Below are 22,467 nucleotides of genomic sequence, written 5' to 3'. Positions count from 1 at the left end.
CCCACCCCAACCATCAGGTTGGTCCCACCAACCAAACCCACCAGCAAACACCGCAAAAAACCCTAAATCACTGGTATTGCCCCTAGGACCTGTCCGCCGAAGGGCCGCCCCGCGGTCCGGCGTCGGCCGCCGCCCCCTCCCCCGGTGTGCCGCCGCCCGCGGCCCGCGTCGCGTCCTCGTGGACGCCGAGCCGCGCCAGTGAGGCCGCGGCGGCCGCGGCGAGCCGGGGGTGGGCGGTGGCGGCGGTGAGTGCGGAGACCGCGCGCCGGTCGCCCAGGGCGCCCAGGCCCTCGACGCAGGCCAGAGCCACCCGCCAGTACGGGTTGTGCGGGGTCAGCAGCCGCTCCAGGGTGACGATCAGCGCGGGGACGGACTGCGGGGCGCGGAGTTCGACGAGCAGGCGTACCGGATGCAGGGCGTAGGCGGTGCGCAGCGGGTTGGTGGCCAGGGCCGCGGCGGCGCGGGCGGTGCGCGGGTCGCCGAGCCTGCCGAGGGCGTGTGCGGCGGTGGCGCAGCGGACCGGTTCGCGGTAGTTCAGGAGCAGGACGAGGGTTTCGAAGGCGCGTTTGTCGCCGGCGCAGCCGAGGATGAAGGCGGCGATCTCGCGGGCCCACAGGGGGCGCTCCACGGCGACCAGCATGCGGGCCAGTTCCTCGCGCCCCGCGGGGGTGTTCTTGCGGGCCAGCCCGAGCAGCCGCTCGTAGGCGACCAGGTCCTGTGGGGAGCGGAGTTCGGCCCGCACCCGGTCCGTCAACTCGTGGAATTCTTCTTCCATTTGTCGCTCCCCTCCCGCCTGGCCGCCCGGATCCGCGCGACGTGGCCTGCACCACAGCCTAATGACCCGCACTACCCCTGGCGCTTCGGTTACCCACCGGTTAACCTGGCGGAACGAGCAGCACCCCTGCTCAGGCGGCCTGGTGACGCAGCCGCCGAAAAGTGAAGTCGGTTCGGCACCGCACAGCACGACGCGTAGGCACGTTTCATCGCCACGCACCGCACGACACGTACGGAGATACGGCACGGCCCCGGGACAGGGCCCGCCGCGCCTCCCGCACCGCCGGCGCTGCCCGCAGCACTGCGGCCCGCGGCCCCTCGCCGCCCGCCGTTGCACGCTGCTTCTCGCGCTCCGCGCGGCCCGTTCGTCCGCTCCGCGGACGCCCCTCAGTCGTCACTTCACCCCTGCCTCAGGGGAACACCCTCAGGAGTCTCGCGATGGGCCCTCAGTCCACCCCTGACCTCTCAACACCCGCTTCCTCACTGTCCCTTGCCACGGTCGCCGTGGTCGGTCTCGGCACCATGGGCACCGGTATCGCCGAGGTGCTCGCCCGGGCCGGCCGCGAGGTCATCGGCATCGATACCGATGACACCGCGATCCAGCAGGCCCGCGCCACCCTCGAAGCCTCCACCGCCCGGGCGGTGCGCCGCGAGCGGATCACCGAGCGGGAGCGGCAGGACGTACTGGCCCGCTTCCGTACGTTCGGCGACCTTCAGGCCGCCGCGGACGCCGACCTCGTCATCGAGGTGGTGCCGGAGGACTACGAACTCAAGCGGCAGGTCTTCGCCGCACTGGACGGCGTCGTCCGTCCGGAGGCGATCCTCGCCACGGGCACCAACGCGCTGTCCGTGACCCGGCTCGCCGCCGACTCCCAGCGCCCCGAGCGGGTGCTCGGCGTCCACTTCTTCAACCCGGCGCCGGCCATGAAGCTGGTGGAGGTGGTCTCGTCGGTGCTCACCGCCCCGACCGCGGTCGCCGCCGTCACCGAGCTCGCCCGCGACCTGGGCAAGGACCCGATCGCGGTGGGCGACCGGCCCGGTTTCGTCGCCGACGGGCTGCTCTTCGGCTACCTCAACCAGGCCGCGGCGATGTACGAGTCGAAGTACGCGTCCCGTGAGGACATCGACGCCGCGATGAAGCTCGGCTGCGGCCTGCCGATGGGCCCGCTGGCGCTGCTCGACCTGATCGGGGTGGACACCGCCCGTACGGTCCTGGAGGCGATGTACGCCGAGTCGCACGACCGGCTGCACGCCCCGGCGCCGATCCTGGGCCAGCTGGCGGAGGCCGGGCTGACCGGCCGCAAGGCGGGCCGCGGCTTCTACACCTACGAGGCGCCGGGCAGCGCCACGGTGGTGCCGGACGCGGCGAGCCCCGCGGCCGGCAACGGCGGGCAGCGGGCCGGCCGCACGGTCCGCAGCGTCGGTGTCGCCGGCTCCGGGACGATGGCCAGCGGGATCGCCGAGGTGTTCGCCAAGGCGGGCTACTCGGTCGTGCTGGCGGCCCGCAGCCCGGAGAAGGCGGAGCGGGCCAAGGAGCGGATCGCCAAGTCGCTGGGCCGCTCCGTCGACAAGGGCCGGCTGACCGCCGAGGCGCGCGACGCGGCCCTGGCGGCGATCACCCCGGCCGGTTCGCTGGACGCGTTCGCGGACGTCGATCTGGCAGTGGAGGCGGTGGCCGAGGACCTGGCCGTCAAGCAGCAGCTGTTCCGGACGCTGGACAAGGTCTGCAAGCCGGGTGCCGTTCTGGCCACCACCACGTCCTCACTGCCGGTCGTCGCCTGCGCCCGCGTCACCTCGCGCCCTCAGGACGTCATCGGGATGCACTTCTTCAACCCGGCGCCCGCGATGAAGCTGGTCGAGGTGGTCCGTACGGTCCTGACCTCCGACGAGGTGCACGCCACCGTGCGCGAGGTCTGCGCCAAGGTCCGCAAGCACCCGGTGGACTGCGGTGACCGGGCCGGTTTCATCGTCAACGCGCTGCTGTTCCCGTACCTGAACAACGCGATCAAGATGGTCCAGGAGCACTACGCGTCGCTGGACGAGATCGACGCCGCGATGAAGCTGGGCGGCGGCTACCCGATGGGCCCGTTCGAGCTGCTGGACGTGGTCGGCCTGGACGTCTCGCTGGCCATCGAGAAGGTGCTGCACGCCGAGTTCCGCGACCCGGGGCTGGCTCCGGCGCCGCTGCTGGAGCACCTCGTCGCGGCGGGCTGCCTGGGCCGGAAGACCGGCCGCGGCTTCCGTGAGTACGCCCGGCGCTGACGCGCGGCGGCGCCCCGGGGCCGGGGGCGGATGGGGCGGGCTGCTGGAGCCGTCGGACGGCGGTCCCGGCGGCCCGCCCCAGGTCACAGGGCCGGAGCTGGTACCTCATGCCGCAGGCCGCGTGAATATGCAGTACCGTCCCCACATGTCCCAGCCCGCTCGCCCGCAGTCGTCCGACGCCTCCGAGACCTCCACTCCCGGCACCCGCCGCGCCGCCGCCCAGCGGCTCAAGATGCGCCGCGAACTGTCGGCCGCCGCAATGGAACTGTTCGCGACGAAGGGCTACGAGGCGACGACGGTCGACGAGATCGCGGCTGCCGCGGGCGTCGCCCGGCGCACCTTCTTCCGCCACTTCCGCTCCAAGGAAGAGGCGATCTTCCCCGACCACGACGACACCCTCGTACGCGCCGAGGCGGTCCTGGACGCCGCGCCGCCGCACGAGAACCCGCTCGACACGGTGTGCCGCGGCATCAAGGAGGTCATGCGGATGTACGCGTCCGCCCCCGCGGTGTCCGTGGCCCGCTACCGCCTCACCCGCGAGGTACCCACCCTCCGGGAGGCCGAGATCGCCTCGGTGGCCCGCTACGAGCGGCTGTTCACCCGGTATCTCCTGGGCCACTTCGACGAGGGCGCGCACCGCGAGGGCGACGACGATCCGCTGCTCGCCGAGGTGGCCGCGTCCGCGGTGGTCACCGCGCACAACCACGTCCTGCGCCGCTGGCTGCGGGCCGGCGCGGAGGGCGACGTGGAGGCCCAGCTGGACCACGCCTTCGAGATCGTCCGGGAGACCTTCGGCACCGGCATCGGCGCGGGCCGCGCCACCGGGGAGGCGCCCCCGGCGACGGTCTCGCGCCAGGGCGAGGTGCTGGTCGCGGTGGCCCGCACGGACGCCCCGCTGGACGAGGTCATGCGCACCATCCGCAAGGCACTCAAGACGCACGGTTAACCACCTCCGGACACGCCCCTGGGCGANGGGAGGCGCCCCCGGCGACGGTCTCGCGCCAGGGCGAGGTGCTGGTCGCGGTGGCCCGCACGGACGCCCCGCTGGACGAGGTCATGCGCACCATCCGCAAGGCACTCAAGACGCACGGTTAACCACCTCCGGACACGCCCCTGGGCGACCCGGAGACCGCCTTACGGGCCCGTTCCGGTCGCGCTTTGTTCCCCGCCCCGTGGCAGGGGGACGGCGCGCCCGGAGCGGGCCCGGTTCCGTCTTCCCGGACCCCCCACCGGCGGGGTGTTTCCCGGGCGCCGCCCGGTCTGTGACACGGACGGCCTAATCACACCTCCGGTCACCCACCGCACGCCAATGACGTCATAACGAGACAAAGCACCCCGCCAGCGGGGAGTCTGTTGCTCATGCGTGCCAGCCAAATGACATCTGAGAGAAATTCTTGGCACTCAGTGTCTTGTCGAGTGGCACGCGGTGTCATACGTTGAGAGTGTCCGGGCGGCCGGCGCATCGACCAGACAGTGGTGCGCCGGCTGTCCCCACAAGCACCTTGTGCGCCCGGACGCCTGCGTCACAGGCACCTTGATCCGCGCTCACCCGCGCGATGCCGAGCACCACCGGCCGAACCGACGGCACCACCCAGCACCACCCCCGACGTTCCCTCAAGCCGTTCCCGTAGACGTGCTTCGCCGGAGGCATACCGTGAATCAGATTCTTGACACCATCCTCGCGCCGGACAGTACGCGCGAAGACTTCGCCGCCCTATCCCTGCCCGACTCGTACCGCGCGGTCACCGTGCACAAGGACGAGGCCGAGATGTTCGCCGGCCTGCCCACCCACGAGAAGGACCCCCGCAAGTCCCTGCACGTCGAGAACGTGCCGGTGCCCGAGCTCGGACCGGGCGAGGCACTGGTGGCCGTGATGGCCTCCTCGGTGAACTACAACTCGGTCTGGACCTCGATCTTCGAACCGCTGTCGACGTTCGGGTTCCTGGAGCGCTACGGGCGGCTCTCCCCGCTCACCAAGCGCCACGACCTGCCGTACCACGTCATCGGCTCCGACCTGGCGGGCGTGGTGCTGCGCACCGGGCCCGGCGTCAACGCCTGGCACCCCGGCGACGAGGTCGTCGCGCACTGCCTGTCCGTCGAGCTGGAGTCCTCCGACGGCCACAACGACACGATGCTCGACCCTGAGCAGCGCATCTGGGGCTTCGAGACCAACTTCGGCGGCCTGGCCGAGATCGCGCTGGTCAAGTCCAACCAGCTGATGCCCAAGCCCGGGCACCTGAGCTGGGAGGAGGCGGCGGCGCCCGGCCTGGTCAACTCGACCGCCTACCGCCAGCTGGTCTCCAAGAACGGCGCGGCCATGAAGCAGGGCGACAACGTCCTGATCTGGGGCGCGAGCGGCGGACTCGGCTCGTACGCGACGCAGTTCGCGCTGGCCGGCGGCGCCAACCCGATCTGTGTGGTCTCCAGCGACAAGAAGGCGGAGATCTGCCGCGCCATGGGCGCCGAGGCGATCATCGACCGCAACGCCGAGGGCTACAAGTTCTGGAAGGACGAGCACAACCAGGACCCCAGGGAGTGGAAGCGCTTCGGGAAGCGGATCCGCGAGCTGACCGGCGGTGAGGACGTCGACATCGTCTTCGAGCACCCGGGCCGGGAGACCTTCGGCGCCTCGGTGTACGTCACCCGCAAGGGCGGCACGATCGTGACCTGCGCGTCCACCTCCGGCTACCAGCACGAGTATGACAACCGCTACCTGTGGATGTCGCTGAAGCGGATCGTCGGCTCGCACTTCGCCAACTACCGGGAGGCGTGGGAGGCCAACCGGCTGATCGCCAAGGGCAAGATCCACCCGACGCTGTCGAAGACGTACACCCTTGAGGAGACCGGTCAGGCGGCGTACGACGTGCACCGCAACCTCCACCAGGGAAAGGTCGGGGTACTGGCCCTCGCACCTGAGGAGGGCATGGGCGTGCGCGACGAGGAGATGCGCGCCAAGCACATCGATGCCATCAACCGCTTCAGGAACGTCTGAGAACCTCTGAGAGACGGGCACATGACTGAGCGTCAGAAGGATCGTCCGTGGCTGATGCGGACGTACGCCGGGCACTCCACCGCCGAGGCGTCCAACGAGCTGTACCGGCGCAACCTCGCCAAGGGCCAGACCGGCCTGTCGGTCGCGTTCGACCTCCCGACGCAGACCGGATACGACCCCGACCACGTCCTGGCCCGCGGCGAGGTCGGCCGGGTCGGGGTCCCGGTGTCCCATCTCGGTAACATGCGGCGGCTGTTCCAGGACATCCCGCTGGAGCAGATGAACACCTCGATGACCATCAACGCCACCGCCATGTGGCTGCTGGCCCTGTACCAGGTGGTCGCAGAGGAGCAGGGTGCCGACATCACCAAGCTGTCCGGCACCACGCAGAACGACATCGTCAAGGAGTACCTCTCGCGCGGGACGCACGTCTTCCCGCCGGGACCGAGCCTCCGGCTGACCACCGACATGATCACGTACACGGTCAACCACATCCCGAAGTGGAACCCGATCAACATCTGCAGCTACCACCTGCAGGAGGCGGGGGCCACTCCGGTCCAGGAGATCTCCTACGCGATGTCCACCGCGATCGCGGTGCTCGACGCGGTGTTCGCGTCCGGCCAGGTCCCCGAGGAGCGCCGGGGCGAGGTCGTCGCCCGTATCTCCTTCTTCGTGAACGCGGGCGTCCGCTTCATCGAGGAGATGTGCAAGATGCGCGCCTTCGGCCGCATCTGGGACAAGATCACCCGCGAGCGCTACGGCATCGAGGACCCCAAGCAGCGCCGCTTCCGCTACGGCGTCCAGGTCAACTCCCTCGGGCTGACCGAGGCACAGCCGGAGAACAACGTCCAGCGGATCGTGCTGGAGATGCTGGCCGTCACGCTCTCCAAGGACGCCCGCGCCCGCGCCGTCCAACTCCCCGCCTGGAACGAGGCGTTGGGGCTGCCGCGGCCATGGGACCAGCAGTGGTCGCTGCGTATACAGCAGGTGCTGGCGCACGAGAGCGACCTGCTGGAGTACGACGACATCTTCGCCGGGTCGCATGTCGTCGAGGCCAAGGTGGAGGCGCTGGTCGCGGACTGCCTGGCCGAGATCGACCGCATCCAGGAGATGGGCGGCGCGATGGCGGCCGTCGAGTCGGGCTACCTCAAGTCGCAGCTGGTGTCCGCGCACGCCGAGCGGCGGGCCCGGATCGAGGCCGGCGACGAGAAGATCATCGGCGTCAACTGCTACGAGTCGACCGAGCCGAACCCGCTCACCGCCGACCTCGACACCGCGATCATGACCGTCGACCCGGCCAACGAGGCGGGCGTCGTCCGGGCGTTGCACGAGTGGCGGGACAACCGGGACGAGGTCCGCGCCCAGGAGGCGCTGTCGACCCTGAAGAAGACCGCGGCGGGCGACGCCAACCTCTTCCCGGCCACTTTGGAGTGTGCCCGCGCCGGTGTGACGACCGGCGAGTGGGCCTGGGCGCTGCGGGACGTCTTCGGGGAGTTCCGGGCGCCCACGGGCGTCTCCAGCGCGCCCGTGGCCGTCACCGCCGAGGAGGGCTCCCCGCTCGCGGTGGTCCGGGAGAAGGTCGCGCGGACCGCGGCCGATCTCGGCACCGGCCGGTTGCGCCTCCTTGTCGGCAAGCCCGGCCTGGACGGGCACAGCAACGGCGCCGAGCAGATCGCCGTACGCGCCAGGGACGCCGGCTTCGAGGTGGTCTACCAGGGCATCCGGCTCACCCCGGAGCAGATCGTCGCGGCGGCCGTCGCGGAGGACGTGCACTGTGTGGGGCTGTCGATCCTCTCCGGCTCGCATACCGCGCTGGTGCCGGACGTGCTGGCCCGGCTCCGGCGGGCCGGTGTCGACGCTTCCCCTGGGCCTGACGGCCCGGGAGACGCCCCCATCCCGGTGATCGTCGGCGGCATCATCCCGCCGGCGGACGCCGCCGAGCTGATCGACGCGGGCGTCGCCGCCGTCTTCACGCCCAAGGACTTCGGTATCACGGAGATCATCGGCCGCATCGTGGACGAGATCCGCACAGCGAACCAACTCGACCCCCTGGAGGTCACCGCATGACGCCCGCCACCGCCCCGGAGGGGCGCCGCCTCCGCCCGCGCCGCTCGTGCCTCGCGGTCCCCGGCAGCAACCCGCGCTTCCTGGAGAAGGCCCAGGGGCTGCCGGCCGACCAGGTCTTCCTGGACCTGGAGGACGCCTGCGCACCGCTGGCCAAGCCGGAGGCCCGGCACACCATCGTGAAGTTCCTCAACGAGGGTGACTGGACGGGCAAGACCCGGGTGGTGCGGGTCAACGACTGGACGACCGAGTGGACTTACCGGGACGTCACCACGGTCGTCGAGGGCGCCGGCCAGAACCTCGACTGCATCATGCTGCCCAAGGTCCAGGACGCCCATCAGATCGTCGCGCTCGACCTGCTGCTGACGCAGATCGAGAAGGCGATGGGCTTCGAGGTCGGCGGGATCGGCATCGAGGCGCAGATCGAGAACGCCAAGGGCCTGGTGAACGTCGACGCGATCGCCGCCGCCTCACCCCGCCTGGAGACCATCATCTTCGGCCCGGCGGACTTCATGGCGTCGATCAACATGAAGTCCCTGGTGGTCGGCGAGCAGCCGCCGGGCTACCCGGCGGACGCGTACCACTACATCCTGATGCGCATCCTGATGGCGGCGCGCACCCACGACCTCCAGGCCATCGACGGCCCGTACCTGCAGATCAAGAACGTCGACGGCTACCGTGAGGTCGCCGGCCGCGCCGCCGCGCTCGGCTTCGACGGCAAGTGGGTGCTGCACCCGGGCCAGGTGGAGGCCGCCAACGAGGTCTTCTCGCCGTCCCAGGAGGACTACGACCACGCCGAGTTGATCCTCGACGCCTATGAGTGGTGCACGTCCGAGGCGGGCGGCAAGAAGGGTTCGGCGATGCTCGGCGACGAGATGATCGACGAAGCCAGCCGGAAGATGGCGCTGGTGATCGCCGGAAAGGGCCGGGCCGCCGGCATGACGCGTACGTCCACGTTCGAAGCCCCGGAGGCATGACCGCGATGCAGTTCGGCCGTACTTACGAAGAGTTCACCGTCGGCGATGTGTACAAGCACTGGCCGGGGAAAACCGTCACCGAATACGACGACCACCTCTTCTGTCTGCTGACCATGAACCACCATCCGCTGCACATGGACACCAACTACGCGGAGAAGACCACCGACTTCGGAAAGAACGTGGTCGTCGGCAACTACATCTACTCACTGCTGCTGGGCATGTCGGTGCCCGATGTCTCCGGAAAGGCCATCGCCAATCTGGAGATCGAATCGCTGCGGCATGTCGCGCCGACCTTCCACGGCGACACGATCTACGGCGAGACGACGGTGCTCGACAAGACCCCGTCGAAGTCCAAGTCCGACCGCGGCATCGTGTACGTGGAGACCAAGGGCTACAAGCACGACGGCACCCTGGTCTGCGTGTTCCGCCGCAAGGTGATGGTGCCGACCGCCACGTACATCAAGGAGCGCGGCGGCGAGCAGCCCGGCCGTCCCGAGCTGCAGGCCCCCGCGGCCAAGAAGGAGAAGTGACTTCGATGGCGCGTCTCGCACAGACCGAGGGTCTGACCGACATCCAGCGGGAAATCCTCTCCACCGTCCGCGATTTCGTGGACAAGGAGATCATCCCGGTCGCCACGGAGCTGGAGCACCGTGACGAATACCCCACGCAGATCGTCGAGGGCCTCAAGGAACTCGGCGTGTTCGGCCTGATGATTCCCGAGGAGTACGGCGGCCTCGGCGAATCCCTGCTCACCTATGCGCTGACGGTCGAGGAGATCGCCCGCGGCTGGATGAGCGTGTCCGGCATCATCAACACGCACTTCATCGTGGCGTACATGCTCAAGCAGCACGGCACGCAGGAGCAGAAGGACTATTTCCTGCCGAAGATGGCGGCCGGTGACATCCGGGGCGCCTTCTCGATGTCGGAGCCGGCGCTGGGTTCCGACGTGTCGGCCATTTCGTCCAAGGGCGTGCGGGACGGCGACGCGTACGTCCTCAACGGCCAGAAGATGTGGCTCACCAACGGCGGTTCGTCGACGCTGGTCGCGGTGCTGTGCCGGACGGACGAGGGCCACCCGGAGGGCACGCCTCCGCACAAGTCGATGACGACCTTCCTGGTGGAGAAGGAGGCGGGCTTCGGCGAGGTGCGGCCCGGCCTGACCATCCCCGGCAAGATCGACAAGATGGGCTACAAGGGCGTCGACACCACCGAGCTGATCATGGACGGGCTGCGCGTTCCGGCCGACCGGGTCCTGGGCGGCGAGACCGGGCGTGGCTTCTATCACATGATGGACGGTGTCGAGGTCGGCCGGGTCAACGTGGCCGCACGCGGCTGCGGAGTCGCCCAGCGCGCCTTCGAACTCGGCGTGTCGTACGCACAGCAGCGCCACACCTTCGGAAAGCCGATCGCCCAGCACCAGGCCATTCAGTTCAAACTTGCTGAAATGGCGACAAAGGTGGAAGCGGCGCATGCCATGATGGTTAATGCCGCGCGCAAAAAGGACTCCGGCCAGCGAAACGACCTTGAAGCGGGCATGGCGAAGTACCTGGCCTCCGAGTACTGCAAGGAGGTGGTCGAGGACGCGTTCCGCATCCACGGCGGCTACGGCTTCTCCAAGGAGTACGAGATCGAGCGCCTCTACCGGGAGGCCCCTATGCTCCTGATCGGCGAGGGCACGGCCGAGATCCAGAAAATGATCATTGGGCGACGGCTACTTGAGGAGTACCGGATCCAGGGGTGAACGTCCCGTTTGGGTCGTTTTCGTCTAGATAAAGATCACACCCTGTCATCGGTCTTCGGCCACGGATTGGCTCTGGCTCTTGGCCAGTTGCCGCTCGCAACCGATAGCATCCCAGGAAAGCCGCCGTCCCCCGTATCCAAACGCGGCATCCTCCGCTACGAAGGTCATCCATGCCCCACAGCCAATCCTCTGCACAACGCGGTCGCGTCCGCCTCGCGCGCGGAGCGTCGCCGTGGCTCCTCCCGACCGTGGCAACGGCAGCGGTCAGCCTGGCCCGTTCCCGTCGTTCGGGACGCTGGGCTGCCGTCGCCGTGCCCACCACCGCACTCGCGGCGGGCATGCTGTGGTTCTTCCGCGACCCCGAGCGAGAGATCGCTCAGGGACGCGTCATTTCTCCGGCCGACGGCGTGGTGCAGAGCATCATGCCGTGGAAGGACGGACGCACCCGCGTCGCGATCTTCATGAGCCCGCTGAATGTTCACGTCAACCGCGCGCCGCTGGCCGGCACGGTGACGTCCGTGGAACACGTCCCCGGGGGATTCGTTCCGGCGTTCAACAAGGAGAGCGAGAACAACGAGCGGGTCGTCTGGCACTTCGACACCGAGCTCGGCGACATCGAGATGGTGCAGATCGCCGGGGCGGTGGCCCGCCGCATCGTTCCTTACGTGCCGCAGGGCACCAAGGTCGAGCAGGGCGAGCGCATCGGCCTGATCCGCTTCGGCTCGCGCGTCGACGTCTACCTCCCGGAGGGCGTCGAGGCCGCGGTCGAGGTCGGCCAGGCCACCACCGCGGGGGTGACTCGACTTGACCGTGATTGATCCTGAGACACAGGCGGGCTGGGCACCCGAGACCGACGAGGACGAGGACGACATGCCGCTGTCCACGCGGCTGTCAATAGCGGACACCCTCACCCTCGGCAACGCCATCTGCGGCTTCATGGCCGTGTACTTCACCACCACCGGCGTCCTCATCCCGCACCTGACGGGCACCGAGGACGGCGGGATGGCCCGGCACAGCGCGGCGATGGCCGTGATCCTGATGCTGCTCGCGTCGGTCTTCGACCTGTTCGACGGACTGGTGGCGCGCAAGCTGCGGGCCTCGGCGATGGGGGCCGAGCTCGACAACCTCTCCGACCTGATCAGCTTCGGCCTGGCGCCCGCGTACTTCGTCGTGACCTGGGGCATGGTCGCCCAGGACGCACACCAGCGGGTGTCGGTGGTCGCGGCGGTGGTCGTCCTGCTGGCGGTGGTCCTTCGGCTCGCCCGCTTCTCCTGCGTCACGATCCGCGACGGCATCTTCCAGGGCATGCCGAGCCCGTTCGGCGCCCTGACCGTCGTCGCCATCGTCCTGCTGGAGCTGCCGTTCCTGCCGACGCTGCTGGCGATCATCGGCGTGGCCTGGCTGATGGTGAGCCGGGTCGAGTACCCCAAGCCGCGCGGCCGGCTCGCGGTGGCGATGCTCAGCTGGATCGTCCTCAGCATGGGCATGCTCGCCGCCTGGGCACTGGACGCGCCCGGCGGTCAGCTGCTGCTCCAGACCGGCTGCTCGCTCCAGGTGGTCATGGGCGCGATGATCCCGCTGTTCGCGACGGCCCGGAGGGTCAACACCTTCCGCGACAACCGCCGCGAGTCCCGCGCCGAGTCGCGCGCCGCGCACCAGCCCTGACGGGCGGCACCCCCGCACAGCACTGCACAGCACGCCGAGAGGCCCCGGACGGAACTTCCGTCCGGGGCCTCTCGGCGTTCGCGGATGCGGGGAGATGCGGGGCGGGACCGGAACCGGTGCCTCCGGTCGCGGGCCCGGCACCTCGCGCAGGGCGCCCCGGGCGGGCCACCGGAGGCGCCGCCTCCGGCACCCGCGGGCCGGGACCCGCCGGTCGTCCCCGTCAGGCCCCGGCCGGCAGGCTCAGACCAGGAAGTCGCGGGCCAGGCTCTCCGCCGCGCGCTCCAGCAGCGGCCCGGCCTCCGCCATGCAGCGGGCCGGGTCGGACTCCAGGTCCGTCAGCGCGTACGCCCGCTGGATACCGGCCGCGGCCAGCACCTCCCGCGGCAGCTGCAGCCGGCCGCAGACCGCGACCACGGCGATGCCCGCCGCCCGCGCCGCCGCGGCGACACCGGCCGGCGCCTTGCCGTGCAGCGTCTGCTCGTCGAGGGAGCCCTCCCCCGTGATCACGAACGTGGCCCGGGCCAGCGCCGGCGCGAAGCCCAGCACGTCCAGCATCACGTCGATACCGGGCCGGAACGTCGCATCCAGCCCGACCAGCGCGCCATAGCCGATCCCGCCCGCGGCCCCCGCCCCGGGTGCCAGCGCGTGCTCGGCGGCCTTGGCTCCGACGGTCCGCTCCAGCACCTCGGCGTAGTGCGCGAGGGCGGCGTCCAGCGCGGCGACATCCGCCGCACCGGCACCCTTCTGGGGGCCGTAGACGGCAGGCGCGCCCTTCGGGCCGGTCAGCGGATTGTCGACATCACTGGCCAGCACGATCTCCGTACGGGCCAGCCGCGGGTCGAGCCCCGACAGATCCGCCGTGGCCAGCTCCCGCAGCGGCCCGCCACCGGGCGCCACCGGCTCCCCGTTAGCGTCCAGGAACCGCGCGCCCAGCGCCGCCAGCATGCCCGCGCCGCCGTCGGTGGTCGCGCTGCCGCCCACCCCGAAGACGATCGAGGTCGCCCCCGCGTCCAGCGCCGCGAGCAGCAGCTCGCCGGTGCCGTACGTGGTGGCCGTGAGCGGCGCGAAAACGCCCTTCGGGAGGTGCTGGAGACCCGACGCCTCCGCCATCTCCACCACCGCCGTACCGTCGCCGCGCAGCGCGAAGGTGGCCGTCACCGGCTCGCCGGTGGGGCCGGTGACACGGGCCTCGTGCCGGGTGAAACCCGCCGCGATCGCCGCCGCCGTCGTCCCGTCGCCACCGTCCGCGACCGGCACGGCCGCCACGTCCAGTCCGGGGACCACGCGCCGCAGACCGGCCGTGACATGCTCGGCGACCTCGACGGCCGTGAGCGAGCCCTTGAACTTGTCCGCGGCGATCAGCACATGTGCTGTCTTTGTCCTTGCTGCGTCCGCCACCGTGTTACCCCTTGCTTTCGAACTGGCAGTCGCGCCGCTGCGACCTTATCCGGCCAGGGGCCCGGCGAACAGAGCGGACGGTTCCGGAACGGGCGAAGGGGGTGAAAAGGGGGACGACGAACGACGACCGGCAGCCCGGAACGCCCCGCGCGCACCCGGCGCACCCGGCGCACCCCGAACGGACCGCCGCACCTCGAACGGCCCGCTCACTCCCACGTCGCGGTCTCCGGGTCGACGCCGTTCACCTCGGCATTCGCGAAGATCACGTCACGCATCCAGGCGGTGAGGCCCGGCGCGACCCCTTCATAGAACTCGGCGAACCGGGGATCGCCGACGAACATCCGCCCCATGCACGCCTGCATCGCATGCGTGCAGTCGAAATACGTCGACATCAGCGCCCGGTGCCGCTCCGCGAGGCCGTTCGCCGCATCGGAACCCGGTACGACACCGGCCCGCAGCGCGGCGGCGAGACCGGCGTTCAGCGCATCGGTCTCCGCCGCCACGCCCTTCCAGTCCTCGGGTGTCATCCCCGCGGCCCGCTCGGCGTACTGCGCCCACTGCGCGGTGTCGCCCCAGCGCTCCTCGGCCTCGTCGACCCAGGCGGGCTGCCAGTCGTCGCCGAAGATCTCGACCTGCTCCTCCGGAGTCAGCCGCATCCCGGTACGCGACGCCTCCATCATGCGGTCGACCGCACCCAGCATCTGCTGCAGACGGGAAATCCGCTCCACAAGCTGCGACCGCTGCCGACGCAGGTGGTCGCGGGCGTCCACGGCCGGGTCATCGAGGAGCCGGCCGATCTCGGCGAGCGGAAAGCCCAACTCCCGGTAGACCAGGACCCGGTGGATGCGGGCCACGTCGTCGCCCGAGTACACCCGGTACCCGGCCCAGGTACGCCCGCCCGGCCGCACCAGGCCGATCGCGTCCCAGTGGTGCAGCGTCTTCACGCTGACCCCGACGAGCACAGCCGCCCGGCCGACGGTCAGCCCGTCGGAACCGATCGGCTCTGCGCCCGCCCCGGTGGTGGTCGGTTCCTGCTGGCGGGGATCACTGATCATCCGCTCAGTGTCGCGCACCTCGCCCGGAAGTCGGGCCCGAGCGCGGCGGCCGGCGCCGGCGGGCACCGTGCACAGCCGGCCACCGGAGGACGGCCACGGCGCACCGCCCCACCCGACGTGTCCTAGGCTCGCGGCGTGACGACCACGGACTACGCCACCTACATCGCCGGGCTGCCCCGCGTACTCGCGGGCGCGGCGGTCATCTTCCGCGACGCGGCGGGCCGCATCCTCCTCGTGGAGCCGAACTACCGCGACACCTGGGTCCTGCCCGGCGGCACCGTCGAGTCGGACACCGGCGAATCCCCGCGCCAGGCCGCCCGCCGGGAAACCCTTGAGGAGATCGGTCTGGACATCGCACCGGGCCCGCTGCTCGCCGTCGACTGGGTGCGCGGCTCGGCCCGGCCGCCGTTGGTGTCGTATCTGTTCGACGGCGGGGTGCTGGACGCCGAGCAGTTCGCGGCGATCCGGGTGCAGGAGGAGGAACTGCTGTCCTGGCGCCTGGTCCACTGGGACGAGGCCGAGACGATGCTGGGCGAGGGGCTGCGGCTGCGGGTCCGCGGCGCACTGGACGCGCTGGCGGGCGGACGCGGCCCGGTGGAACTGGAGGACGGCCTGCCGCCGGCCGGGCCGGCGGGCACCGGGGTCCGCGGTGAACTCCCCTGACGCCGCGGCGCCTTGACACCTCGTAGAACCTGGGTAGGAGACCCCTGGGCCGACTCCCCCACCAAACACCGAGACCCGTGGGGTGATGGCCCCAGCCCACCCGCGATCTAGCCTTTTCCCATGAACGAAAACGCCACCCGCATCGCGCAGGTGCCGGGAGTCGTCGGGGTCATGCTCGGCGGCAGCCGCGCACGAGGAACCAACCGCCCCGATTCCGACTGGGATCTGGGTGTCTACTACCGAGGCGAACTGGATCTGCCCGCTCTGGAGAGGCTGGCGGCCGAGGTGACCGGCGGCCCCGTCGAGATATTCGCACCGGGCGCCTGGGGCCCCTGGGTCAACGGCGGGGCATGGCTGGTCATGCCGGACGGCAGCCATGTGGACTGGATCTTCCGGGACATCGACCGGGTGCGGCGCGTGTGGGAGGACTGCCGCGCGGGCCGTTTCGAGACGGGAATACAGGCCGGGCACCCCCTGGGTTTCTGGTCCCCCGCCTATCCGGGCGAGGTGGCCCTGGGCCGCGTACTGGCCGACGAAACCGGGGAGTTGGCCCGCCTCAAGGAAGAGACCCGGACCTACCCGGAGGCGCTCCGCAAGGCACTCACCCGCGCCGCCGTCTGGGATGCGGGCTTCTCGGTGGCCATGGCCACCAAGTCGTCCTCGACGGCGGACGTCCTGCACGCGTCCCTGTGCCTGTCGCGGGCCGTCGGCGCCCTCGTCCAGAGCCTGCACGCCCACCACCGCATCTGGTGCCTCAACGAGAAGGGCGCCCTGGCCGCCGCCGCGGCACTACCGCAGACTCCATCCGACTTCGGCCCCCGAGCCACCGCCCTGCTCGGCGAACTGGGCCGCACGAAGAACGAGTTGCTCCACTCCCTGACCGTGGCGGAACAACTGGTGGCCGAGGTACGGAAGGTGGTCGAAGCAGAGGGGTAGCGATCCGGGGGGGGGCGGGGGTGGGGGCGGGGGGGAGGCCCCCACCCCAGCAGGACAGGAGATCGGCGAGGCGCGTGCCCCGGCGGGGTCAGCGGCTCACGCCGACCGCGTGGGCGAAGGTTCGGGGGTCGGGGAGGAAGTCGAGCATGGCGCGAGCCACGTCGGCGCGGGGGATGGTGCTGCCGGCGGGGCCGGCTTCGATGGCGTGGCGGTAGCGGCCGGTGCCCGGAGTGTCGAGCAGGCGGGGTGGGCGTACGGAGGTCCAGTCGAGGTCGCTGTCACGGAGGACGGCTTCCATCCGTTCCAGGTCGGTGTAGAGGTCCTTGAGGATCGCCCACAGCAAGGGGCCGAAGACCCGGTGGGCGAGGAACGGCTGACCGGCCCCGGTGCGGTTGAGGGGGCCGGCGCCGACCACGAGGAGGCGGCGGACGCCCGTGGCCTTCATCGCCTCGGTCACGGCGCGGGCGGAGGTGGACGCGGGGCGGAGCGGGTCGCGCCGGCCGGCCTGGCCGATGCCGGAGACCACCGCGTCGGCACCGTCGATGACGGTCTTGACGGAGGCGGCGTCGAGGGCATCGGCGCGTACGATCGTCAGGCGTTCATGTCGCTCGGTCAGCTTCCCGGGGCTGCGGAGTGCGGCGGTGACCTCGTGCCCGTCGGCCAGGGCATGGGTGACGAGATGCCGGCCGACGCCGCCCGAGGCTCCGAGGACGGTGATCTTCATGTCTCCTCCGATGGATTGCACAGCGGTGGATCGCAGCGCCCTCGGGGCGGCACGGCACACGGTTGCACGAGGGTGAGTGAGCACTTACCCACCAGTGTGGGTGAGTGCTCACTCACCTGTCAATGTAGAGTCGTTCCATGAGCCATGACGCCGCCGTTCCGCTGTCCGGGGGCGCTCTGACACGCTCCCGCATCCTTGATGCCGCCGCCGCGCTGATGGCCAGCGTGGGACTGACGCGTACGACGACGAAGCAGATCGCCAAGGAGGCGGGGTGCTCGGAGGCCGCGCTGTACAAGCACTTCCGGAACAAGGAGGAGATCTTCGTCCGGGTGCTCCACGAGCGGGTGCCGCGGTTCTCCGAGGCGCTGGCCGAGCTGCCGGACCGCGCCAGGGACGAGCGCGGGCCGGCCGCACTCCTCCAGGAGGTGACGCTGACCGCCGTGCGCTTCTACCGGCGGACCTTCCCGATCGCGGCATCGCTGTTCGCCAGCCCGGAGTTGCTGGCGACGCACCGGCGCAAGCTCGACGAGCTGGGGTCGGTGGGGCCGCACACCGCGGGTCGGCAGCTGGCCGCGTACCTGGAGGCGGAACGGAAGCTGGGGCGGATCGCGTCCGCGGTCGATCCGGACGCGGCCGCCAACCTGCTGATCGGGGCGTGTTTCCACCGGGCGTTTCTGGACCTGTTCTTCGACGGGGAGGCGCCCGCTGACGCGCTGCGGCCGGAGAGCGAGGAGGAGTTCGCCGCGGAGACGGTGCGGGCGCTGCTGGGCGGGCTGACGCCGGACGCCGAGCCGGGGCGCGGCGGAAGAGACCGGTCGAAGTGAGTGGTCGTGGGGAGTGGCCGTGGGAGTGGTCGTAGCGCCCGGCTGTACTGGCCGTTGAGTTGTGAGGCCCGTCCCTGCGTCACGCGCCGCGTCGGGAGCCGTCGTTCATCCGCACTCCGCCGTCGGGAACAGTCCGTCGTCGGTGCGCTCGAAGGCGAGCAGGCGGCGCTTGCGGTCGAGGCCGCCGCCGTAGCCGGTGAGGCTGCCGTCGGCGCCGACGACGCGGTGGCAGGGGACGATGATGCCGACCGGGTTGCGCCCGTTGGCCAGGCCGACGGCGCGGGCCGCGGTGGGGACGCCGAGGCGTTCGGCGAGCCGGCCGTAGGAGAGCGTCTCGCCGTACGGGATGGTGCGCAGTGCTGCCCAGACGCGGCGCTGGAACGAGGTGCCGCGCAGTGCCAGCGGCAGGTCGAAGGTCGTCAACTCGCCGCGGAAGTAGGCGCGGAGCTGGGCGATGGTCGTGGCGAAGGGCGGGTCTGCGGGGTCGGCCGGGGTGCCGAAGGTTTCCTGGGGCGGGCGGTGGCGCTGGTCGGTCATGTAGAGGCCGGTGAGGGCGTCGCCGTCGGCCACGAGGGTGAGCGGGCCCACGGGGGTGTCGTCGAGGACGGTGTGGGTGATCCGGCCGGTGGTGGTCCGGTCCGTAGGGGTCCGGTCCGTGGCGGTCCGGTCGGGGTGCGGGGTGGCAGGGGTCATGGCTGCGGCTCGGTTCGTGGGGAGGGGCGGGTGGTCAGTTCGCGGGGAGGTGGTTGATCGGGTGGTCGTCGGTCGCCCAGAGGTACTGGACGGCGTAGGCGCGCCAGGGGCGCCAGCCGGCGGAGTGGCGGATGAGGGCCGCGGGGGTGGCGGGCATGCCGAGGCCGGCGGCGGCGCGGCGCAGGCCGAGGTCGGTGGGGGTGAAGGCGTCGGGGTCACCCAGGGCGCGCATGGCGACGCATTCGACGGTCCAGGGACCGATGCCGGGCAGTGCGGCGAGCCGGGCGCGGGCCTCGTCCCGGTCGCTGCCGACGCCGAGTTGCAGCGCGCCGGAGGCGAGGGCCGCGACGATGCCGGTGAGGGTGGCGCGGCGGGTACGGGGCATCGCCAGGGATTCCGGGTCGAGTTCGGCGAGGGCGGGGGCGGACGGGAAGAGGTGGGTGAGGCCGCCGGCGGGGTCGTCCACGGGCTCGCCGTGGGAGAGGACGAGTCGGCCGGCGTGGGTGCGGGCGGCGGCGGTGGAGACCTGCTGGCCGAGGACGGCGCGGACCGCGAACTCGTCGGCGTCGACGGTGCGCGGTACCCGGCGACCGGGTGCCTTGTCGACGAGTGGTGCGAGTTGCGGGTCCGCGCGGAGGAGTCCGTCGACGGCTTCCGGGTCGGCGTCGAGGTCGAGGAGGCGGCGGCAGCGGGCGATGGCGCCGGCCAGGTCGCGCAGGTCGGTGAGGGACAGGCGGCAGTCGATGTGGTCGGGGCGCGGGGAAAGGGCGACGATGCCGTGTCCGTAGGGGAGGGTGAGGGTGCGGCGGTAGGCGCCGTCGCGCCATTCCTCGACTCCGGGGACGGCGGTGGCGGCGAGGTGTCCGAAGAGGTTGTCGGGGTTGAGCGGCCGGCGGAAGGGGAGCCGCAGCGTGAGGGTGCCGGGTACGGCGCTGCGTGGGCCGGGGGCGGCGCGTCCGCGGAGTTCGGAGGGGGAGAGCGCGAAAACCTCCCGTACGGTCTCGTTGAAGGTGCGGATGCTGGCGAAGCCGGCCGCGAACGCGATCTCCGCCATGGGGAGTTGGGTGGTCTCGACCAGGAGCCGGGCGGTCTGGGCGCGCTGGGCGCGGGCGAGCGCGAGCGGTCCGGCGCCGAGTTCGGCGAGCAGCTGGCGTTCGATCTGGCGGGTGCTGTAGCCGAGGCGGGCGGCGAGGCCGGGGACGCCTTCGCGGTCGACGATGCCGTCGGCGATCAGTCGCATGGCGCGGGCGACGAGGTCGGCCCGCTCGTTCCACTGCGGGGATCCCGGGCTGGCGTCCGGGCGGCAGCGCTTGCAGGCCCGGAATCCGGCCTGCTGGGCGGCGGCGGCGCTGGGGTAGAAGCGCATGTTCTCGGGCTTGGGGGGCACGACCGGGCAGCTGGGGCGGCAGTAGATGCCGGTGGTGAGCACGGCGGTGTAGAACCAGCCGTCGAAGCGGGCGTCCTTGGATTGCACGGCGCGCAGACAGCGCTCGGTGTCGGTGTGCATGTCCTCAAGGATTGCGCAGGAGGGCGGTCCGAGCTGGCGGAAATCCGACGTCAACCTCGTCGCGAGCTGCGCGGGCGGCGGATCGCCTTGAGGGGAGACCCGCACGCCGGGCGCTACGGGCCGGGGGTTCGGGCAGTGACGGGAAACCCGAACCGTGGCCCGCTCAGCGAAGCCGCGCGGCGAACGCCTCGTACGCCCGCTCGTCGAAGAGCACGAACCTGACCTCCTCGACCGCGGTCTGTGTGCCGCGCACCGTCTCCACCGCGATCCGGGCGGCGTCCTCCATCGGCCACCCATAGATCCCGGCGGAGACGGCCGGAAACGCCACCGTGCGGGCGCCCAGCTCGTCAGCAACCCGCAGCGACTCGCGATAGCAGGAGGCCAGCAGCTCCGATCTGTCCTCCTCGGGGGTGAAGCGCGGGCCGACGGTGTGGATCACCCAGCGGGCCGGGAGCCGCCCGGCGGTGGTGGCGACGGCGGCGCCGGTGGGCAGGCCGCGGCCGTATTTCGCGGCGCGCAGGGCGCGGCACTCGTCGAGGATGTCCGGGCCGCCGCGGCGGTGGATCGCGCCGTCCACTCCCCCGCCTCCGAGCAGGGAGGAGTTGGCGGCGTTGACCACCGCGTCCACGGCCTGTTCGGTGATGTCGCCCTGGGTGAGGGTGAGGGTGGTGTTCATGGGCGAAGAGCGTAGGAGTGCCGGGCGGCGCGGGCGGGATGGACGCGCGGGGGTCAGCGGCTGCTCGCGCGGAGCCGGCGCCAGACGGCCTTGGCGGCGTAGTGGCCGGACATGCCGTGGACGCCGGGGCCGGGCGGGGTGGCCTGGGAGCAGAGGTAGACGGCGGGGTGCGCGGTTTCGTAGGGGACGCGGGCGAGTTTGGGGCGGATGAGGAGGCGCAGGCCGGCCGCGGAGCCGGTGGCGGTGTCGCCGCCGACGTAGTTGGCGTTGCGGGCGGCGAGCTGCGGGGGGCCGGCGACGGCGCGGGCCAGGACGCGGTCGCGGAAGCCGGGGGCGAAGCGTTCGATCTGCCGCTCGACGACTTCGGTGGCGTCGCCTTCCCAGCCGTTGGGGACGTGGCCGTAGGCCCAGAAGGTGTGCTTTCCCTCGGGGGCGCGGGTGGGGTCGATGAGGCTGGGCTGGGCGGTGATGAGGAACGGGACGGAGGGGTCGCGGCCCTCGGAGGCGGCGTTGAGCGCGGCGGAGATCTCGGCGCTGGTGGGGCCGATGTGGACGGTGCCGGCGCGCTGGGCGTCCTTGGCGGTCCAGGGGACGGGGCCGTCCATCGCGTAGTCAATCTTGAAGACGCTGGGGCCGTACTTGACGTCGCGGTAGGCGTTGCCGAGGCGGGCGATCCGGGCGAGCGCGGTGGGTGAGGTGTCGAAGACGTAGGCGCGGGCCGGCGGGAGGTCGTCGAGGCGTTTGACCTCGAAGTCGGTGTGGACGGCGCCGCCGTGGGCACGCAGCAGTCCGGCGAGGGCGTCGGAGAGGGCCTGGGAGCCGCCGCGGGGCACCGGCCAGCCGTTGGCGTGCGCGGCGAGCGCGAACATCAGGGCCAGTCCGCTGGTCCCGAAGCCGCGGAGCGGGGCGATGGCGTGGGCGGCGAGGCCGGCCAGCAGGGCGCGGGCCTTCTCGTCCTGGAAGCGGCGGTTGAGGAGGGTGACCGGCTGCATGGCGACCAGCCCGAACCGGGCGTAGGTGACCGGGTCGCCGGGCAGCCCGAGCCACTGGGTGCGCAGGAAGTCGCGGGAGAGGGCGTCCCACTTGCCGACGAAGGGGGCGACCAGCCGGCGGTAGGTGCCGGCGTCGCGCGGCCCGAAGGACATGGCGGTCTCGCCGACGGACTGGGCCAGTACGCCGGCCGTGCCGTCGGGGAAGGGGTGCGCCATGGGGAGGTCGGGGTGCAGCCACTCCAGGCCGTACCGCTCCAGGGGCATGGTGCGGAAGGCGGGTGAGCCGATGCCGAGGGGGTGGACCGCGGAGCAGGGGTCGTGGCGGAAACCGGGGAGGGTCAGCTCCTCGGTGCGGGCTCCGCCGCCGATGGTGTCGCGCGCCTCGAAGATCTCCACGGACATGCCGCGACGGGCCAGTTCGACCGCCGCCGTCAGGCCGTTGGGTCCTGCCCCGATCACGACGGCATCGAGCATCCTCGGCACCTGCGCCACTCCCCTCACGTCCGACCCTCGTCGGTGAGGGT

General features: G+C 71.4%; 20 protein-coding genes and 1 pseudogene. 13 read left to right on the top strand and 8 right to left on the bottom strand.

Translation table 11 applies throughout. The features are described from left to right. Nucleotides 1–82: 82 nt before the first annotated feature. Nucleotides 83–775 carry a HEAT repeat domain-containing protein gene (locus ACO1BR_RS27985; protein WP_426797877.1) on the bottom strand — a complete coding sequence of 231 codons (693 nt, stop codon included), beginning with the start codon at nt 773–775 and terminating at the stop codon, nt 83–85. A gap of 437 nt (nt 776–1,212) precedes the next feature. On the opposite strand from ACO1BR_RS27985, the gene ACO1BR_RS27980 reads away from it, so the two are divergent. From ACO1BR_RS27980 to pssA, 10 genes and pseudogenes are all read left to right on the top strand, one after another. Continuing rightward, nucleotides 1,213–3,036: a 3-hydroxyacyl-CoA dehydrogenase family protein gene (locus tag ACO1BR_RS27980; RefSeq protein ID WP_426797876.1), complete on the top strand. Its 1,824-nt coding sequence runs from the start codon at nt 1,213–1,215 to the stop codon at nt 3,034–3,036. Nucleotides 3,037–3,181: 145 nt separating this feature from the next. Beyond that, nucleotides 3,182–3,982 (top strand): TetR family transcriptional regulator, encoded by an 801-nt coding sequence (locus ACO1BR_RS27975; RefSeq protein WP_426797875.1) that lies wholly within the window; start codon nt 3,182–3,184, stop codon nt 3,980–3,982. Between the two features lie 29 nt (nt 3,983–4,011). After that, nucleotides 4,012–4,131 (top strand): annotated as a pseudogene (locus tag ACO1BR_RS27970) (TetR family transcriptional regulator); the annotation flags it as partial. A gap of 559 nt (nt 4,132–4,690) precedes the next feature. Further along, nucleotides 4,691–6,028, top strand: a complete 1,338-nt coding sequence (gene ccrA, locus ACO1BR_RS27965; RefSeq protein WP_426797874.1) for a crotonyl-CoA carboxylase/reductase — start codon at nt 4,691–4,693, stop codon at nt 6,026–6,028. 21 nt (nt 6,029–6,049) lie between these two features. Further along, a complete protein-coding gene (locus ACO1BR_RS27960; RefSeq protein WP_426797873.1) occupies nt 6,050–8,095 on the top strand; it encodes a protein meaA in 2,046 nt (681 codons plus the stop codon). Next, nucleotides 8,092–9,069 (top strand): HpcH/HpaI aldolase/citrate lyase family protein, encoded by a 978-nt coding sequence (locus ACO1BR_RS27955; RefSeq protein ID WP_426797872.1) that lies wholly within the window; start codon nt 8,092–8,094, stop codon nt 9,067–9,069. Before ACO1BR_RS27960 ends, ACO1BR_RS27955 begins: the two co-directional genes overlap by 4 nt. 5 nt (nt 9,070–9,074) lie before the next feature. Beyond that, complete coding sequence (locus tag ACO1BR_RS27950; protein ID WP_426797883.1) at nt 9,075–9,599, top strand: MaoC family dehydratase; 525 nt, start codon at nt 9,075–9,077, stop codon at nt 9,597–9,599. A gap of 5 nt (nt 9,600–9,604) precedes the next feature. Next, a complete protein-coding gene (locus ACO1BR_RS27945) occupies nt 9,605–10,810 on the top strand; it encodes an acyl-CoA dehydrogenase family protein (protein WP_159507315.1) in 1,206 nt (401 codons plus the stop codon). A gap of 170 nt (nt 10,811–10,980) precedes the next feature. Then, nucleotides 10,981–11,628: a phosphatidylserine decarboxylase gene (locus tag ACO1BR_RS27940; RefSeq protein ID WP_159507316.1), complete on the top strand. Its 648-nt coding sequence runs from the start codon at nt 10,981–10,983 to the stop codon at nt 11,626–11,628. Then, a complete protein-coding gene (gene pssA, locus ACO1BR_RS27935; RefSeq protein ID WP_189303834.1) occupies nt 11,615–12,475 on the top strand; it encodes a CDP-diacylglycerol--serine O-phosphatidyltransferase in 861 nt (286 codons plus the stop codon). The genes ACO1BR_RS27940 and pssA overlap by 14 nt, the downstream gene beginning before the upstream one ends. 240 nt (nt 12,476–12,715) lie before the next feature. Here the strand turns inward: pssA and ACO1BR_RS27930 are convergent, their stop codons facing one another. Together ACO1BR_RS27930 and ACO1BR_RS27925 are read right to left on the bottom strand one after the other, a co-directional pair. After that, nucleotides 12,716–13,840 carry a glycerate kinase gene (locus ACO1BR_RS27930; protein WP_426797882.1) on the bottom strand — a complete coding sequence of 375 codons (1,125 nt, stop codon included), beginning with the start codon at nt 13,838–13,840 and terminating at the stop codon, nt 12,716–12,718. 239 nt (nt 13,841–14,079) lie between these two features. Beyond that, nucleotides 14,080–14,928, bottom strand: a complete 849-nt coding sequence (locus ACO1BR_RS27925; RefSeq protein WP_426797871.1) for a MerR family transcriptional regulator — start codon at nt 14,926–14,928, stop codon at nt 14,080–14,082. Between the two features lie 135 nt (nt 14,929–15,063). On the opposite strand from ACO1BR_RS27925, the gene ACO1BR_RS27920 reads away from it, so the two are divergent. Then, a complete protein-coding gene (locus ACO1BR_RS27920; RefSeq protein ID WP_426797870.1) occupies nt 15,064–15,591 on the top strand; it encodes an NUDIX domain-containing protein in 528 nt (175 codons plus the stop codon). A 120-nt stretch (nt 15,592–15,711) separates the two neighbouring features. After that, nucleotides 15,712–16,527 carry a nucleotidyltransferase domain-containing protein gene (locus tag ACO1BR_RS27915; protein ID WP_426797869.1) on the top strand — a complete coding sequence of 272 codons (816 nt, stop codon included), beginning with the start codon at nt 15,712–15,714 and terminating at the stop codon, nt 16,525–16,527. Nucleotides 16,528–16,615: 88 nt separating this feature from the next. Here the strand turns inward: ACO1BR_RS27915 and ACO1BR_RS27910 are convergent, their stop codons facing one another. Continuing rightward, nucleotides 16,616–17,251 (bottom strand): NAD(P)-dependent oxidoreductase, encoded by a 636-nt coding sequence (locus ACO1BR_RS27910; protein WP_426797868.1) that lies wholly within the window; start codon nt 17,249–17,251, stop codon nt 16,616–16,618. A gap of 137 nt (nt 17,252–17,388) precedes the next feature. Here ACO1BR_RS27910 and ACO1BR_RS27905 point away from each other — a divergent pair, with 137 nt between their 5' ends. Continuing rightward, on the top strand, nt 17,389–18,075 hold the full coding sequence (locus ACO1BR_RS27905; RefSeq protein ID WP_426797867.1) for a TetR/AcrR family transcriptional regulator: 687 nt from the start codon (nt 17,389–17,391) through the stop codon (nt 18,073–18,075). 105 nt (nt 18,076–18,180) lie between these two features. Here ACO1BR_RS27905 and ACO1BR_RS27900 read toward each other — a convergent pair whose 3' ends face one another. The 4 genes from ACO1BR_RS27900 to ACO1BR_RS27885 form a co-directional block, all read right to left on the bottom strand. After that, a complete protein-coding gene (locus tag ACO1BR_RS27900; protein WP_426797866.1) occupies nt 18,181–18,768 on the bottom strand; it encodes a methylated-DNA--[protein]-cysteine S-methyltransferase in 588 nt (195 codons plus the stop codon). A gap of 34 nt (nt 18,769–18,802) precedes the next feature. Next, nucleotides 18,803–20,275, bottom strand: a complete 1,473-nt coding sequence (locus ACO1BR_RS27895; protein ID WP_426797865.1) for an AlkA N-terminal domain-containing protein — start codon at nt 20,273–20,275, stop codon at nt 18,803–18,805. A 163-nt stretch (nt 20,276–20,438) separates the two neighbouring features. Then, entirely contained in the window at nt 20,439–20,951 is a 513-nt protein-coding gene (locus ACO1BR_RS27890; RefSeq protein WP_426797864.1) for an O-acetyl-ADP-ribose deacetylase, read from the bottom strand. Nucleotides 20,952–21,004: 53 nt separating this feature from the next. Further along, nucleotides 21,005–22,426, bottom strand: coding sequence for a phytoene desaturase family protein (locus ACO1BR_RS27885; protein ID WP_426797863.1), 1,422 nt, complete (start codon nt 22,424–22,426; stop codon nt 21,005–21,007). Between the last annotated feature and the right edge of the window lie 41 nt (nt 22,427–22,467).

It is taken from the genome of Streptomyces sp. YGL11-2 (genome assembly GCF_050054615.1).
Taxonomy (GTDB): Bacteria; Actinomycetota; Actinomycetes; order Streptomycetales; family Streptomycetaceae; genus Streptomyces.
The sequence above is the reverse complement of the archived record's forward strand: the minus strand, read 5'-3'. Positions and strand labels throughout refer to the sequence as shown.